Below are 16867 nucleotides of genomic sequence, written 5' to 3'. Positions count from 1 at the left end.
TTCGCGCAAGAGCGGCCCGGAAAAGGGACTTGATCCCCCTAGATTGCCATGCTAGAAGCGGGCACTTTTCGTACCTGGCACAGCGGTTTGAAATGACCCGGCGCCGGGCGAAACTCACTCCTAATTTCTGAATCGGGCGGGACCATGAGTGTCGACATCGCGCAGCAACCTCGCAGAAAGCGCGCCAACCCCAAGGCGGCCACTCCGGCCGCGACGGCCGATGTGTTGAATGGCGGCGTTGAGCTGAGCGCCCCACGCTCGCGCCAGATCCTGGCGGCGTTGTCCGCACTGCGCGACGGCGACTTCACGATCCGCCTGCCCAACAGCTGGGACGGCATCGACGGCCAGATCGCCGCCGCCTTCAACCAGATCACCGCCCAGGAGGCGCGCATCGCCTCCGAGGTGTCGCGGCTCTCCGCCACGGTCGGCAAGGAAGGCCGGCTCAAGCACCGCATGTCGATGCCGGGCTCGCTGGGCGGCTGGGCCACCAAGGTGGACTCGATCAACACGCTGATGGACGACCTGGTGCGGCCCACCGCAGAGATCGCGCGCACCATCGGCGCGGTGGCCAAGGGCGACCTGAGCCAGTCCATGGAGCTGGAGGTGGACGGCCGCGAGCTCAAGGGCGAGTTCCTGCGCTCCGCGCGCCTGGTCAACACCATGATCGACCAGCTGTCGGTGTTCACGAGTGAAGTGACTCGCGTAGCGCGCGAGGTGGGCACCGAGGGCAAGCTCGGCGGCCAGGCCCAGGTGAAGGGCGTGTCGGGCGTCTGGAAGGACCTGACCGATTCCGTCAACCAGATGGCCGGCAACCTGACCGCCCAGGTACGCAACATCGCCGAGGTGACCATCGGCGTGGCCAACGGCGACCTGTCCAAGAAGATCACCGTGGACGTGCGCGGCGAGATCTTGCAGCTCAAGGAAGCCACCAACACCATGGTGGACCAGCTACGCTCGTTCGCGTCCGAAGTGACCCGGGTGGCCCGCGAGGTGGGCACCGACGGGCGCCTGGGCGGCCAGGCGGTGGTGCCCGGCGTGGCGGGCACCTGGAAGGACCTGACCGACTCGGTCAACGCGATGGCGACCAACCTGACGGCCCAGGTGCGCAACATCGCCAACGTGACGACGGCCGTGGCGCGCGGCGACCTGAGCCGCAAGATCACGGTGGACGTGAAGGGCGAGATCCTGGAGCTGAAGGAAACCATCAACACGATGGTCGACCAGCTCAACGGCTTCTCCTCCGAAGTGACCCGCGTGGCCCGCGAGGTGGGCACCGAGGGCAAGCTCGGCGGCCAGGCCGCGGTGCCCGGCGTGGCCGGGACCTGGAAGGACCTGACCGACAACGTCAACTCGATGGCGTCCAACCTGACCAACCAGGTGCGCAACATCGCGGACGTGGCCACCGCCGTGGCCAGCGGCGACTTGTCGAAAAAGATCACCGTGGAGGTCAAGGGAGAGATTCTTGCCCTGAAGAACACCATGAACACGATGGTCGATCAGCTCAACGGTTTTGCCGGCGAAGTCAGCCGCGTGGCGCGCGAGGTGGGTACGGATGGCAAGCTCGGCGGCCAGGCCCAGGTGCCCGGCGTGGCCGGCACCTGGAAGGACCTGACCGACAACGTCAACTTCATGGCTTCCAACCTGACCGGCCAGGTGCGCAACATTGCCGAGGTGACGACGGCCGTGGCCAATGGCGACCTGTCCAAGAAGATCACCGTGGACGTGCGCGGCGAGATCCTGGAGCTGAAGAACACCATCAACACCATGGTCGACCAGCTCGGCGGCTTTGCCTCCGAAGTGACTCGCGTGGCGCGTGAGGTGGGTACCGACGGCAAGCTCGGCGGCCAGGCGCAAGGCCGCGGCGTGGCCGGTATCTGGAAGGACCTGACCGACTCCGTCAACGCGATGGCGACCAACCTGACAGCCCAGGTGCGTAACATCGCCGACGTGACGACGGCCGTGGCCAACGGCGACCTGTCCAAGAAGATCACCGTGGACGTGCGCGGCGAAATCCTGGAGCTGAAGAACACCATCAACACCATGGTCGATCAGCTCAACGGCTTTGCTGGCGAGGTCAGCCGTGTGGCGCGCGAGGTGGGCACGGACGGCAAGCTCGGTGGCCAGGCCCAGGTGCCCGGCGTGGCGGGTACGTGGAAGGACTTGACCGACAACGTCAACTCGATGGCGTCCAACCTGACGGGCCAGGTGCGCAACATCGCCGACGTGGCGACGGCTGTGGCCGGCGGCGACCTGTCCAAGAAGATCACGGTCGACGTGAAGGGCGAGATCCTGGAGCTGAAGAACACGCTCAACACGATGGTGGACCAGCTCAACGGTTTCGCCTCGGAAGTGAGCCGTGTGGCGCGCGAGGTGGGCACGGACGGCAAGCTCGGCGGCCAGGCCCAGGTGCCCGGCGTGGCAGGTACCTGGAAGGACCTGACCGACAACGTCAACTTCATGGCTTCCAACCTGACGGGCCAGGTGCGCAACATCGCCGACGTGGCGACGGCCGTGGCCAGCGGTGACCTCTCCAAGAAGATCACTGTGGAGGTCAAGGGCGAGATCCTGGCGCTGAAGAACACACTGAACACCATGGTGGACCAGCTCAACGGCTTCGCGTCCGAAGTGAGCCGCGTGGCGCGCGAGGTGGGCACGGACGGCAAGCTCGGCGGCCAGGCGCAGGTGCCGGGTGTTGCCGGCACGTGGAAGGACCTGACCGACAACGTCAACTTCATGGCTTCCAACCTGACGGGCCAGGTGCGCAACATCGCCGAGGTGACCACCGCCGTGGCCAACGGCGACCTGTCCAAGAAGATCACGGTGGACGTGCGCGGCGAAATTCTTGAGCTCAAGGACACCATCAACACCATGGTCGACCAGCTCAACGCCTTCGCCGGTGAAGTGACCCGCGTGGCGCGCGAGGTGGGTACCGAGGGCAAGCTTGGTGGCCAGGCCCAGGTGCCCGGCGTGGCCGGCACCTGGAAGGACCTGACCGACAACGTCAACTCGATGGCCTCCAACCTGACGGGCCAGGTGCGCAACATCGCCGACGTGACCATCGCGGTGGCCAATGGTGACCTGTCCAAGAAGATCACCGTCGACGTGCGCGGCGAGATCCTGCAGCTGAAGGAAACCATCAACACCATGGTGGACCAGCTGCGCGCCTTCGCGTCCGAAGTGACGCGGGTGGCGCGCGAAGTGGGTACCGAGGGCAAGCTCGGTGGCCAGGCTGCGGTGCCTGGCGTGGCGGGGGTCTGGAAGGACCTGACCGACAACGTCAACTCGATGGCGTCCAACCTGACGGGCCAGGTGCGCAACATCGCCGACGTGGCCACCGCCATCGCCCGCGGCGACCTGAACCGCAAGATCACCGTGGACGTGAAGGGCGAGATCCTGCAGCTCAAGGAGACCATGAACACCATGGTCGAGCAGCTCGGCGCCTTCGCCTCCGAAGTGAGCCGCGTGGCGCGCGAGGTCGGTACCGAAGGCAAGCTCGGCGGCCAGGCACAGGTGCCCGGCGTGGCCGGCACCTGGAAGGACCTGACCGACAACGTCAACTCCATGGCGTCCAACCTGACGGGCCAGGTGCGCAACATCGCCGACGTGACCATTGCGGTGGCCAACGGCGACCTGTCCAAGAAGATCACCGTGGACGTGCGCGGCGAGATCCTGCAGCTCAAGGAAACCATCAACACGATGGTGGAACAGCTGCGCTCCTTCGCGTCGGAAGTGACTCGAGTGGCCCGCGAAGTGGGCACCGAAGGGCGGCTGGGCGTGCAGGCCGTCGTGCCCGGCGTGGCCGGCACCTGGAAGGACCTGACCGACTCGGTCAACACCATGGGCGCCAACCTGACGGCTCAGGTGCGCAACATCGCCGAGGTGACGACGGCCGTGGCGCGCGGCGACCTGAACCGCAAGATCACGGTGGACGTCAGCGGCGAAATCCTGGAGTTGAAGAACACCATCAACACCATGGTCGACCAGCTCAACGCCTTCGCCGGTGAAGTGACCCGGGTGGCGCGCGAGGTGGGCACCGAAGGCAAGCTCGGCGGCCAGGCCAAGGTGGCCGGCGTGGGCGGCACCTGGAAGGACCTGACCGACAACGTCAACTTCATGGCCTCCAACCTGACCGAGCAGGTGCGCGGCATCGTCAAGGTCGTGACGGCCGTGGCCAACGGCAACCTGACCCAGCGCCTGACCGTGCAGGCCAAGGGCGAGGTGGCGGCGCTGGCCGACACCATCAACAACATGACCGACACGCTGGCCACTTTTGCCGAGCAGGTGACCAACGTCGCCCGCGAGGTGGGCGTGGACGGGCGGCTGGGCGGCCAGGCCCATGTGCCGGGCGCCTCGGGCACCTGGAAGGACCTGACCGGCAACGTCAACCTGCTGGCCGCCAACCTGACGACGCAGGTGCGCGCGATTGCCGAGGTGGCGACGGCCGTCACCAAGGGCGACTTGACGCGCGCCATCCAGGTCGAGGCCAAGGGCGAGGTGTCCGAGCTCAAGGACAACATCAACACGATGATTTCCAACCTGCGCGAGACCACCGAGCGCAACCGCGAGCAGGACTGGCTGAAGACCAACCTGGCCAAGTTCACCGGCATGCTGCAGGGCCAGCGCGAGCTGCAGACCGTCAGCCAGATGCTGCTGACCGAGCTGGCGCCGCTGGTGCAGGCACACCAGGGCACCATCTATCACGTGGCCGGCGCCGAGGCCGACAACCGCCAGCAGCTGCGCCTGCTGGCCAGCTACGCCCAATCCGGCACCGTGCGGCTGGCGCCCACCATCGAGATGGGCGAAGGCCTGGTCGGCCAGTGCGCGCTGGAAAAGCGCAGCACTCTGCTGGCCGACATCGCGTCGGACTTCGTTGCCATCTCGTCCAGCCTCGGCTACGCGCCGCGCGTCAGCGTCATCGTGCTGCCGGTGCTGTTCGAGGGCCAGACCAAGGCCGTCATCGAGCTGGCCACGCTGCAGCCCTTCAGCAGCGCTTCGCTGGCCTTCCTGGAGCTGCTGACGCAGAGCATCGGCGCGGTGTTCAACACCATCGAGGCGACGATGCGCACCGAGTCCCTGCTGTCGCAGTCGCAGCAGCTGACGGTGGAGCTGCAGTCGCGCCAGAGCGAGCTGCAGGAGACCAATGAGCAGCTCGGCACCAAGGCCCGCCTGCTGGCCGAGCAGAACGAGGAAGTGGAGCGCAAGAACGCCGAGGTCGAGCAGGCCCGCCACGCGCTGGAGGACAAGGCTGCCGAGCTGGCGCTGACGTCCAAGTACAAGTCCGAGTTCCTGGCCAACATGTCGCACGAGCTGCGCACGCCGCTGAACTCCATCCTGATCCTGAGCCAGCAGCTGGCCAGCAACAACGACGGCAACCTTTCAGGCAAGCAGGTCGAGTTTTCGCGCAACATCAACTCGTCCGGCTCTGACCTGCTGCACCTCATCAACGACATCCTGGACCTGTCCAAGATCGAGTCGGGCACCGTCACGGTGGAGATCGAGGACATCTCGTTCGTGTCACTGCGCGACAGCATCGACCGCAACTTCCGCCATGTGGCCGAGGCCAAGAGCCTGCCGCTGCGCCTGACGTTCGCCGACGACCTGCCGCGCAGCATGGAAAGCGATGCCAAGCGGCTGCAGCAGATCCTGAAGAACCTGCTGTCCAACGCGGTGAAGTTCACGGCGCACGGCCATGTGGAGCTGCGCGTCAGCCTGGCCAACGAGGGCTGGAGCACGGAGCATCCCGTGCTGAGCAAGGCCCAGCATGTGCTGGCCTTTGCCGTCGAGGACACCGGCATTGGCGTGGCGCCCGAGAAGCAGCGCCTGATCTTCGAGGCCTTCCAGCAGGCCGACGCCGGCACGTCGCGCAAATACGGCGGCACCGGCCTGGGCCTGGCCATCAGCCGCGAGCTGGCGGCCCTGCTCGGCGGCGAAATTCGCCTGACCAGCGTGCATGGCCATGGCAGCACCTTCACGCTGTTCCTGCCCTTGCATTTCGCTGGCGCGGACAGCGCCAGCATGGCGCCCCTGCCCGCGCACAGCCGCCCGATGGCCCCGGCGCGCAACAACCTGCCGCTGGTGCGAGAAACCCAGGTACCTGATGACCGCGAGAACATCGAGGAGGGCGACTCGGTCCTGCTCATCATCGAGGACGACCCTCACTTCGCCCGCATCGTGCTGGGCCTGGCGCGGGACCGCGGCTTCAAGGGCCTGGTGGCGCTCAAGGGCAGCCTGGGCCTGGAGCTGGCGCGGCGCTTCAAGCCAACTGCCGTGTCGCTGGACATCTTCCTGCCCGACATGCTGGGCTGGACGGTGCTCAACCAGCTCAAGCTCGACCCGCTGACCCGCCACATCCCGGTGCAGATCTTCAGCGTCGCCGAGGAGGACCGCAACCACGGCCTGGCGCACGGCGCCTTCTCCTATGTGGTGAAGTCATCCACCAGCGAGGAGATGGAGGCGGCGCTGGACCGCATCCGCGACTTCACGGTGCCGCGCACCAAGCGGCTGCTCGTCATCGAGGACAACGACATCGAGCGCCAGGCCATCATCGAGCTGCTCGGCCATGACGACATCGAGCTGCAGGCCGTCGGTACCGGCGCGGCGGCGTTGCAGATGCTGCGTGAGCAGACCTTCGACTGCATCGTGCTGGATCTGCGCTTGCCCGACGTCAGCGGTTTCGGCCTGCTGGAGCAACTGCATGCCGACCCTTCCCTGGCGGCCGTGCCGGTCGTCGTCTTCACCGGCAAGGACCTGACGAGCGCCGAGCAAAAGCAGCTGCGTGCGCTGGCCAAGAGCGTGGTGCTCAAGGATGTGCAGAGCCCCGAACGCCTGCTCGACGAGACGGCCCTCTTCCTGCACCGCGTCGTCACCGAGCTGCCGCAGGGCAAGCAGGAGATCCTGCACAAGCTGCACGGCGCCGCCGAGATGCTGCATGGCCGACGCGTGCTGGTGGTGGACGACGACGCCCGCAACATCTTTGCGCTGACGACGTTGCTGGAGAATCAGGAGATGCAGGTACTGACCGCCACCAGCGGCCGGGCCGCCGTCGAGATCATCCAGCACACGCCCGATCTCGACCTGGTGCTGATGGACATCATGATGCCGGACATGGATGGCTACGAGACCATGCGCGAGATCCGCTCCCACGCCGAGTTCCGCAACCTGCCCATCCTGGCCCTGACCGCCAAGGCCATGAAGGGTGACCGCGAGAAATGCCTGGAGGCGGGCGCCAGCGACTACATCTCCAAACCCGTCAACACGGCCCAGCTGCTGTCGCTGATGCGCGTGTGGCTGTACCGGTGATGACGATGCCGACAACGATCGACGTCGTGGAGCAGGTGGCGGGCGCTGAAGAGCTGACCAACATCCTGATCGTCGACGACGAACCGGCCAACCTGCTGGTGCTGGAGAGCGTGCTGGCGGACCCGGGCTACCGCATCGTGCGGGCGCTGTCGGCCGACCAGGCCCTGCTCGCGCTGATGGGCCAGGAGTTCGCCGTCATGGTGCTGGACATCCAGCTGCCGGACATGAACGGCATCGAGCTGGCGCAGATGATCAAGGAGCGCAAGCGCAATGCCCACCTGCCCATCATCTTCCTGACCGCCTATTTCGATCAGGACCAGTACCGCCTGCAGGGCTATGGCTCAGGCGCCGTTGACTATCTGCACAAGCCCGTGAACCCGGCGGTGCTGCGTTCCAAGGTGGCCGTCTTTGCCGAACTGGACCGCAAGACCCGCCAGCTGCAGCGCGCCAACCTGGCCCTGCAGGCCGAGGTGGAGGAGAGGCGCCGCGCCGAGGAGCGCTTGCGCGATCTCAACGAGACGCTGGAGCGGCGCGTCACCGAGCGGACCGAGGCCTTCCATGTGGCCGACCGCCGCTTGCGGGCCATGATGAGCAGCATCACTGATGGCCTGCTGCTCATCGAGCATGACGGGCGCATCGGCTACGTCAACGAGCAGGGCGCCCGGCTGCTCGGCCGTGGGGCCGACGAGCTGACCGGGCGGCGCAGTGGCGAGGTCTTTGGCGCCGGCGAGTTCGAGGCCGGCTTCGACAAGGCCCGGTCCAAGGGCGGTCAGGCCGTGTCTTTCGAGGCCATGGCGCCAGGTGCCCCGGAGCGCTGGCTGGAATGCCATTGCTATCCCTCGCACGACGGTCTGTCCGTCTACTTCCACGACATCACCGACCGCCGCGAGCTGCAGCTGCGCCGCGATCAGTTGCTGTCCGCCGAGCAGGCCGCGCGCGGTGCCGCTGATCAGGCCGCGCGCGCCAAGGAGGAGTTCGTCGCCGCGATCAGCCACGAGCTGCGCACGCCGCTGGCGGCCATCCTCGGCTGGGTCAACGTGCTCACCCACCCCGGCGTGCAGCCCGGCATGCTGCAACGGGGCATCCAGGCCATCGCGCGCAATGCCCAGGCCCAGGCCGTCCTGGTCGACGACCTGCTGGAGATGAGCCGCATCGTCGCCGGCAAGCAGCTGATGAATGTCGAGCGGGTGGACCTGAACGGCATCGTTGCGGGCGCGGCCGACACGGCCCGCCCGACAGCCCAGTCCCGCCAGCTCGAGATCGTGCTGCAGCTGGCGCCCGAGGCCGCCGAGGTCTTTGGCGACGCGCGCCGGCTCACGCAGATCGTCATGAACCTGATCACCAACGCGATGAAGTTCACCCCCACGGGCGGCAGCATCACGCTGTCGACGAAGCTGAACGGCCCCATCGTCGAGGTCGCGGTCAGCGACACCGGCCAGGGCATCGACCCTGAATTCCTGCCGCAGCTCTTCGACCGCTTCACCCAGGCCGACGGCACCGCCTCCAGCGTGCATGGCGGCCTGGGGCTGGGCTTGTCCATCGTCAAGAACCTCGTCGAGCTGCACGGCGGCGAGGTGGCAGCCCACAGTGCGGGCCGCGGCCAGGGCTCGGTGTTCAGCCTGCGCCTGCCGCGCGCCGGCCAGTCGAACGTGGCGGGTGTTGAAACCGAGGCGGGCGGTGTCGAGCCCTTGATCTCTGGCGTGCGGGTGCTGCTCGTCGATGACCACCCCGACGTGCTCGAGGCCCATGCCCGCCTGCTGTCCGAGCGCGGCGCTGATGTTGTCACGGCCGAGTCGGCCGAGGCCGCAATAGCCTTGCTGCAGCAGCAGCGCTTCGATGTGCTGCTGAGCGATCTCGGCATGCCCGGCATGGGGGGCTATGACCTGATCCGACATGTGCGCCAGGCCATGGAACTGGGCCCGGACGTGCTGCCCGCAGCGGCCGTCACGGCCTATGTGCGCGCGACCGACCGCGAGGCCGCGCTCGAGGCAGGCTTCCAGCGCTGCGTGCCCAAGGCAGTGTCCCCGCATCTGCTGGCCCGCGCCGTGGCCGAGCTCAGTGCTGCCCGGCCCACGCAGGCGCCGGCCTTACGGGTGCTGTTCGTGGAGGACAACGCCGATCTGCGTGAACAGATCGCCTATTTGCTGGAGGAGGTGGGGATGCAGCCCGAAAGCTGCGCGACAGCAGAGGAAGCGCTGGCGGCCTATGCGCCCGACAAGTTCGACCTCGTCATGACCGACGTCAGCCTGCCGGGGATGTCAGGCATCGACCTCGCCCGGGCCATCCTGCGCCACGCGCCGGACACGTGGGTGGTGTTCTCGTCGGGCTATGAGATGGGCTCGGACCTGTCGGACTTCGGCCCCCATGTGCGGGCGCTGCTCAAGCCCTTCGACCTGCCCGACCTGCAACTGCTGCAGACCGAGATCCGCGGCGAGATGGCGCGGCGCTGACGGGCGCGGGCTCAGTGCCCGCGGCGCGGGCCGGAGTCGTCCCGGTCGTGGCTCCAGCGGTCGTTGCGCTCGTGGCGACCATGGTCCCAACGGTCGTCGCGACCTTCCCAGCGACGCTCGCGGTAGGACGGGGCATAAACCACCCGCGGGGCCGGCGCGTAGTAGACGTCGCGCTCGACATAGCGGCGCGCCGGCGCATAGCGCACGACGGGTGCCGGCTCGTAGTAGACCGGTGCCGGCTCGTAATAAACCGGAGCGGGTGCCGGTGCGTAGTAACCGCCGTTCGACACGACGACACCCGCGGCCGGCAGGCTGACGCCGATGGACCAGTGTGTGCCCGCCTGGGCAGAAGCGGCGCCCAGCAGGGCGGCGCTGGCGGCAAAAACGGCGATGAGGGGACGAAGCATGGCGGAACTCCTACAGGGCCGAACAAGATGCTGGCCGTGCTCGAACAACGCCAGGCCCCGCCCGACGTTGACGCCGTCCTGCGCCGTTGCGTAAGAGGGTGTTTCGGGGTTGACCCTTAGGTATTGCCGCGCGCCAGGCCTGCGTGGCTTGACCGATGCCGCGGAGCGCCCGTTTGCCGAGACTTGCATCACGGTCGCGCCCCGTGTCGAGGAGTGCACCGCAACGGAGACAAACCTCATGAATCTGCGCCGCCACCTTGCGTGGGCGGGCGTTGCGATCCTGGGTGCCGCATCCCTCGCCACCGTGGCCCTGAGCCGCGGCGAGACGATCAGCGCACTGTGGGTCGTGGCTGCCGCCCTGTGCACCTACCTCATCGCCTACCGCTACTACAGCCTGTTCATCGCGAACAAGGTGCTGGAACTGGACTCCAAGCGCCAGACGCCGGCCTGGAAGTACAACGACGGGCTGGACTACGTGCCCACCAACAAGCACGTGCTCTACGGCCACCACTTCGCGGCGATTGCCGGTGCAGGCCCGCTGGTCGGCCCCGTGCTGGCGGCGCAGATGGGCTATCTGCCCGGCCTGCTGTGGATCCTGGCGGGCGTCGTCTTCGCCGGCGCGGTGCAGGACTTCATCGTTCTTTTCATCTCCACGCGCCGTGACGGCCGGTCCCTCGGCGACCTCGTCAAGCAGGAGATGGGCACGGTACCGGGCCTGATCGCGTTGTTCGGCGCCTTCATGATCATGATCATCATCCTGGCGGTGCTGGCGCTGATCGTCGTCAAGGCCCTGGCGGATTCGCCCTGGGGCCTGTTCACGGTGGCGGCGACGATTCCGGTGGCGCTGTTCATGGGCGTCTACCTGCGCTTCATCCGCCCGGGCCGCATCGGCGAGGTGTCGGTCATCGGCTTCGTGCTGCTGATGGGCGCCATCTTCGGCGGCCAGGCGGTCAGCGAGAGCGCCACGCTGGCGCCCATCTTCACGCTGGCCCCGACCACACTCGTCGGCCTGCTGATCGGCTATGGCTTTGTCGCCGCCTGCATCCCGGTGTGGCTGCTGCTCGCGCCGCGCGACTACCTCAGCACCTTCCTGAAGATCGGCACCATCATCGCGCTGGCCATCGGCATCGTCATCGTCGCGCCGCCGCTGAAGATGCCGGCGCTGACGCAGTTCGCGTCGGGTGGCGGGCCGGTCTGGGCTGGCAGCCTGTTCCCCTTCCTGTTCATCACCATCGCCTGCGGCGCCGTGTCGGGCTTCCATGCGCTGATCTCGTCGGGCACCAGCCCAAAGCTGCTGGAGAACGAGACCCACGCCCGCTACATCGGCTACGGCGGCATGCTGGCCGAGAGCTTCGTCGCCGTGATGGCGCTGGTCGCGGCCTCCTGCATCGAGCCGGGCGTCTACTTTGCGATGAACAGCCCGGCCGCGGTCGTCGGCAAGGACGCCGCCACGGTCGCGCAGACGTTGTCGACCTGGGGCTTTGTTGTGACGCCAGAGATGCTGACGCAGGCCGCGGCCGATGTCGGGGAGAAGACCATCCTGGCCCGGGCAGGCGGTGCGCCGACGCTGGCCGTGGGCATGGCCGAGATCCTGCACCAGGTGGTGGGCGGCAAGGCGCTGATGGCCTTCTGGTACCACTTCGCCATCCTGTTCGAGGCGCTGTTCATCCTGACCGCCGTGGACGCCGGCACCCGCGCCGGGCGTTTCATGCTGCAGGATCTGCTGGGCAGCTTTGTGCCGTCGCTCAAGCGCACCGAGAGCTGGGTGGCCAATTTCGTCGCCACCGGCCTGTGCGTGGCGGCCTGGGGCTACTTCCTCTACCAGGGTGTCGTCGATCCGCTGGGCGGCATCAACACGCTGTGGCCGCTGTTCGGCATCGCCAACCAGATGCTGGCCGCCGTCGCGCTGCTGCTGGGCACGGTCGTCATCTTCAAGATGAAGAAGGACCGCTACGCCTGGGTCACGGCGGTCCCGGCCGCCTGGCTGCTGGTGTGCACGATGACGGCCGGCTGGCTGAAGATCTTCGCGGCCGACCCCAAGCTCGGCTTCCTGGCTCACGCCGACAAATACGCTGCGGCGATCGCCGAAGGCAAGGTGCTGGCGCCGGCCAAGACGCTGGACGCGATGTCGCGTGTGGTGTTCAACGATCGGCTGGACGCGGCGCTTTGCATGCTCTTCATGGGCGTGGTCATCAGCGTGCTGATCTACAGCGTCAAGGCCATCCTGGCTGCACGCCGCAGCGGCAGGGCGACCACCCAGGAAACGGCCTTCGTGCTGCTGCCGGCGGGTCAACGTGCTTGAGCGTGGCGACCTCGCTCGCGCGGGTCGCTACCTGACGCAAGGCCTGAGCCTGATGGTGGGCGTGCCGGACTACGGCACCTACCTGGCCCACCACCAAGCCACGCATCCGGAGCGGGCGGCGATGAGCTATGAGGAGTTCTTCAGGGAGAGGCAGGCGGCGAGGTATTCGGCACGGGTTGGTAAATGCTGCTGATTGGTTGGGTTGCTTTTGCCGTTGTCCTTATGACTCGCGTGCAGTGCCGCGGGAATCCGCCCCGCGAGGGCGGGTAACTTTTCTCTGACGCGCCAGAGAAAAGTCACCAAAAGAGGAGCGCTCAATGCAATCCGCACTCGAGTGGGATGAGGCGCTCGCAAGCTCGAAGCAGCGCCGGGCCTACAAGCGAACCGCTGCGCTCTCGCACACGACTTGTGAAGAGCGCCAGCGATCGGACCATCATGCCAGTTGACGCCGGCTGCACGCCGGGCTCATCAGGAAATACCGAACAGCCGCGTCGCCCGAGCGACGCTGCATTGGGCTGTTTTGATGAGCCCGGCGTGCAGCCGCGCGTCGAACGGGGTGCTCGTGCGATGCGTCGGGCTCGTCACAAGTCGTGTGCGAGAGCGCAGCGGCTCGCTTTTTGTCGCAATGCCGGTGGCTGTTTTCGCGCGCCGCTGATGGCGGCGTCGCGCTCGTGTGCGGTTCAGGGCCTCTTCTTTGGTGACTTTCTTCTGGCCCCGCAGAAGAAAGTTACCCGGCCGCCGGGACGGACTCCCGGCAATGCAACGAGCAGACGCGATCTTCGCAAAAGCAAGCACGACTACAACGTCGTGCTCCGCTTCCTTGCCATCGGCGGGTTCTTCGCAAAATACCTGGCGATGCCTGAGGCCAGCGCGTCCACCAGCTCGTCCTGATAGTCCGGATCGCGCAGCTTCTTCTCTTCCTCAGGGTTGGAGATGAAGGCCGTCTCCACCAGGATGCTGGGGATGTCTGGCGCCTTCAGCACCGCAAAACCCGCCTGCTCGACCTTGGCCTTGTGCAGCTTGCCGATCTTGCCGATCTGGCCCAGCACCTCGCCGCCGAGCTTGAGGCTGTCCTTGATCTGCGCCGTGGTGCTCATGTCGAGCAGGGCGCGAAGCACGTTGGCGTCCTTAGTGGCGGCGCCGACGTTGACGCCGCCGACCATGTCGGCCGCGTTCTCGCGGTTGGCCATCCAGCGTGCGGCGGCGCTCGTCGCGGCGCCGTCGCTGAGCACGAACACCGAGGCGCCGCGCGCCTGCGGCGTCAAGAAGGCGTCGGCATGGATGGAGACGAACAGGTCGGCCTGCACGCGGCGCGCCTTGTGCACGCGGTCCTGCAGCGGCACAAAGAAGTCGGCGTCGCGTGTCATCAGCACGCGGATGTTCGGATTGGTCTGGAGCCGCTTACGCAGCTTGAGGCCGACCGCCAGGACGACATCCTTCTCACGCAGGCCTGAGGGGCCGACGGCGCCGGGGTCTTCGCCGCCGTGGCCGGGGTCCAGCGCAATGATGATGAGGCGGTCGATCTTGGGCTCGACGGCAGGGGCGGTGGCAAGGGCAGGCGCGGGTTTGGAAGCGGCCGGCGCGGGCGGCGCCAAGGGTGCCGAGGCTGCCGGCGCTGGCGGACGCTCGATCTTCTGGATGAGGTCACCGAGGGCATCGTTGACGGCGCTGGCCGCAGCCTCGGCGCGCTGGGTCGGGGAAGGCGTCGCAGCGGCAGACGGCTTCTTGTCGCGCTCCTGCGCCAAAGCCAGCAGCGGGTCGGCCTCGAACTTGGGGTGAAGGTCGAAGACGAGGCGGTTCTTGTAGGCGGCCACCGGCGCCAGCGTGAAGATCTGTGGTGCCGCGGGCTGGCGCAGGTCCAGCACGATGCGCACGACGGTGGGCGTGTTCTGGCCGACGCGCACGCCGGTGATGTAGGGGTCGTCGGCCTTGACCTTGCCGATCAGCTCGCGCAGCCCCGGGCTCAGCTCCAGGCCGTCGATGTCGATGACGAGACGGTGGGGCGAGTCGACGAGGAAATGCTTGACCGCCAGCGGCTGGTCGGACTCGATGGTGACGCGGGTGTATTCCTGTGCCGGCCAGACGCGCACGGCGACGATGCTGGCCTGGCTGCCCGCCGCCAGCGTGTCGGGCGCCTTCAGCAGCAAAGCGAGCAGCCCCAAGGTTTCGCGGCGCTTCATGCCAGGGCTCCCACGAGGCGCGCGTCGCCAACCGCGCGCACGCTCCGGCTGTCGTCGGGCATCAGCTCGATGAAGAGCTGCAGATCAGCCGCGGGCAGCTGGCCGGCCGCCTTCTCGGGCCATTCACAGAGCTTGAGGCCGGGTGCAGCGAAGACGTCGCGAAAGCCAGCGTCTTCCCACTCGCGCGGGTCGCCGAAGCGGTAGAAGTCGAAGTGGCTGGCAGTGTTGCCTCCCGCGGATTCAGGCAGCTCATAGCTCTCCATGACGGCATAGCTGGGGCTCTTGATGCGGCCTTGCACGCCCAGCGCGCGCAGCAGCAGGCGCACGAAGGTCGTCTTGCCGGCGCCGAGCGAGCCGTGCAGCTCGATCAGCGCGTTGGGGGAGGGCAGCAGTACCGCCGCGAGGCGTCCGGCGGTGGCCTGGGCCGCGGCCTCGTCGGGCCACAGCAGATCGGTTTCTAAAATCGGTGCCAAATGCAAGAAGTCCCGTCCACTGTCGATGCCGCCGCGCTGTTGATCCGTTTGCGCGGCTGGGCGCATGAGCTGGGATTCTCACAGATCGCCGTGGCCGACGTGGACCTCAGCAGCGCCGAGCCGGGCCTGCAGGCCTGGCTGGACGCCGGCCACCATGGCCGCATGCACTACATGGCCAGCCACGGCATGAAGCGTGCGCGCCCGGCCGAGCTGGTGCCGGGCACGCTGCGCGTCATCACGGCGCGCATGGACTATCTGCCCCAGGCCACCGAGCCGGGCTGGCAGGCCGTCGAATGGGCTGGCTTGGCCCAGCCGGAGCAAGCGCAGATCTCGATCTATGCCCGCGGCCGGGACTATCACAAGGTGCTGCGCCAGCGGCTGCAGAAGCTCGCCGAGAAGCTGGAGGCCGAAGTCGGCCCGCTGGGCTATCGCGTCTTCACCGACTCGGCGCCGGTGCTGGAGGTCGAACTGGCCGCGCGCTCGGGCCTGGGCTGGCGTGGCAAGCACACCTTGACGCTGCACCGCGAGGCCGGCTCGATGTTCTTCCTGGGTGAGCTTTTCATCGATCTGGCCCTGCCGTTGACCGAAGCCGTCAGCGCGCATTGCGGCGAATGCCGCGCCTGCATCGATGTCTGCCCGACCGCCGCGATCACCGCGCCCTACCGCATCGACGCCCGGCGTTGCATCTCTTACCTGACCATCGAACACGATGGGCCGATACCCGTCGAGCTGCGACCTTTGCTGGGCAATCGCGTCTATGGCTGTGATGACTGCCAACTGGCCTGCCCATGGAACAAGTTCGCGCAGCCCGCCGTGCTGGCCGACTTTGACGTGCGCCCAGGCATGGCGGGCGAGCCGATTGCCACGCTGCTTGGATGGGGCGAAAGCGAATTCCTGCGCCGCACGGAAGGCTCGGCCATCCGCCGCATCGGTTTCGCCCGCTGGCGGCGCAATCTGGCGGTGGCGGCGGGCAACGCCTTGCGGGTCCGCGACGACTCGACTCTGCGCGCCGCGTTGCAGCAAGCAGGGCACGGCGCCGACGAAGTGGTGACCGAGCACATCGCCTGGGCCTTGTCCGCGCCGGAGTCGCCTGCCGCGTTATCGTCCGGCCCGCTGACCGTTGGAGCCCGTGAATGACTTTGTCCATCCGCCGCCGTGCGGCCGTTCTCGCCCTGGCCGCAGCCGCATCCATGCCCGCCCGCGCTGTCCGCTATGAAAACCAGGACTTTCCCGACACGCTGCAGCTCGGCGGCAGCACCCTGGTGTTGAACGGTACCGGCAAGCGCCAGGTGGCCATCTACCCGCTCTATCTCGCGGCCCTTTACCTGCCACAAAAGGCGGCGGCGCCCGACGCCATCTACGCCGAGGCCGGCCCCAAGCGGCTGGAGATGCGCATCGTCATTCCGCTCGTGAAGGACGTGTCGACGCAGGAATTCGTCAAGGCCATCGGCAAGGGGGTGAATCGCAACTCCACCGAGGCCGAGAAGGCGGCGGTTGCCGAGCGTCTGAAGCAGTTCAACACGGCCATCGCCGACGTGGGCCGCGTGAAGAAGGGCGACCTGTTGCACATCGACTATCTGCCCACCCAGGGTGGCACCGTCCTGTCGGTCAATGGCAAGGTCTGGGGCAAGCCCATCGAGGGCCAGGACTTCTACACGGCCTTCCTGAAGGTCTTCCTTGGCGACAGCAACAGCGATGCCCGGTTGCGTGCCGGCCTGCTGGGTCAGCCGTCCTGAACTAGCATCGCCCCATCAAA

General features: G+C 67.2%; 9 protein-coding genes. 6 read left to right on the top strand and 3 right to left on the bottom strand.

Annotated elements, in window-relative coordinates; translation table 11 throughout:
- The first annotated feature begins 144 nt into the window (after window positions 1–144).
- Complete coding sequence (locus AC1DW0_RS11750) at window positions 145–7299, top strand: HAMP domain-containing protein (RefSeq protein WP_477945971.1); 7155 nt, start codon at window positions 145–147, stop codon at window positions 7297–7299.
- Window positions 7300–7304: 5 nt separating this feature from the next.
- A complete protein-coding gene (locus AC1DW0_RS11745; RefSeq protein WP_457445951.1) occupies window positions 7305–9749 on the top strand; it encodes a response regulator in 2445 nt (814 codons plus the stop codon).
- An 11-nt stretch (window positions 9750–9760) separates the two neighbouring features.
- On the opposite strand, the gene AC1DW0_RS11740 is transcribed toward AC1DW0_RS11745, so the two are convergent.
- Window positions 9761–10156, bottom strand: a complete 396-nt coding sequence (locus AC1DW0_RS11740; RefSeq protein ID WP_477945969.1) for a hypothetical protein — start codon at window positions 10154–10156, stop codon at window positions 9761–9763.
- Window positions 10157–10394: 238 nt separating this feature from the next.
- Here AC1DW0_RS11740 and AC1DW0_RS11735 point away from each other — a divergent pair, with 238 nt between their 5' ends.
- Window positions 10395–12458 carry a carbon starvation CstA family protein gene (locus AC1DW0_RS11735; protein WP_477945967.1) on the top strand — a complete coding sequence of 688 codons (2064 nt, stop codon included), beginning with the start codon at window positions 10395–10397 and terminating at the stop codon, window positions 12456–12458.
- On the top strand, window positions 12451–12651 hold the full coding sequence (locus tag AC1DW0_RS11730; RefSeq protein ID WP_477945965.1) for a YbdD/YjiX family protein: 201 nt from the start codon (window positions 12451–12453) through the stop codon (window positions 12649–12651). Before AC1DW0_RS11735 ends, AC1DW0_RS11730 begins: the two co-directional genes overlap by 8 nt.
- A gap of 604 nt (window positions 12652–13255) precedes the next feature.
- Here the strand turns inward: AC1DW0_RS11730 and AC1DW0_RS11725 are convergent.
- Both AC1DW0_RS11725 and tsaE read right to left on the bottom strand, forming a co-directional pair.
- Window positions 13256–14638, bottom strand: a complete 1383-nt coding sequence (locus AC1DW0_RS11725; RefSeq protein ID WP_477945963.1) for an N-acetylmuramoyl-L-alanine amidase — start codon at window positions 14636–14638, stop codon at window positions 13256–13258.
- The gene (gene tsaE, locus AC1DW0_RS11720) at window positions 14635–15111 is read right to left on the bottom strand and encodes a tRNA (adenosine(37)-N6)-threonylcarbamoyltransferase complex ATPase subunit type 1 TsaE (protein ID WP_457390491.1); all 477 of its coding nucleotides are present in this window, start codon (window positions 15109–15111) and stop codon (window positions 14635–14637) included. The genes AC1DW0_RS11725 and tsaE overlap by 4 nt, the downstream gene beginning before the upstream one ends.
- On the opposite strand from tsaE, the gene queG reads away from it, so the two are divergent.
- Together queG and AC1DW0_RS11710 are read left to right on the top strand one after the other, a co-directional pair.
- The gene (gene queG / locus AC1DW0_RS11715; RefSeq protein WP_457446424.1) at window positions 15112–16248 is read left to right on the top strand and encodes a tRNA epoxyqueuosine(34) reductase QueG; all 1137 of its coding nucleotides are present in this window, start codon (window positions 15112–15114) and stop codon (window positions 16246–16248) included. It abuts the gene before it with no gap.
- Window positions 16245–16847 (top strand): chalcone isomerase family protein, encoded by a 603-nt coding sequence (locus AC1DW0_RS11710; RefSeq protein ID WP_082532890.1) that lies wholly within the window; start codon window positions 16245–16247, stop codon window positions 16845–16847. Before queG ends, AC1DW0_RS11710 begins: the two co-directional genes overlap by 4 nt.
- Window positions 16848–16867: the final 20 nt, after the last annotated feature.

This window comes from Roseateles sp. P4_D2 (genome assembly GCF_056401875.1).
This window is presented reverse-complemented; position numbering and strand designations above follow the sequence as displayed.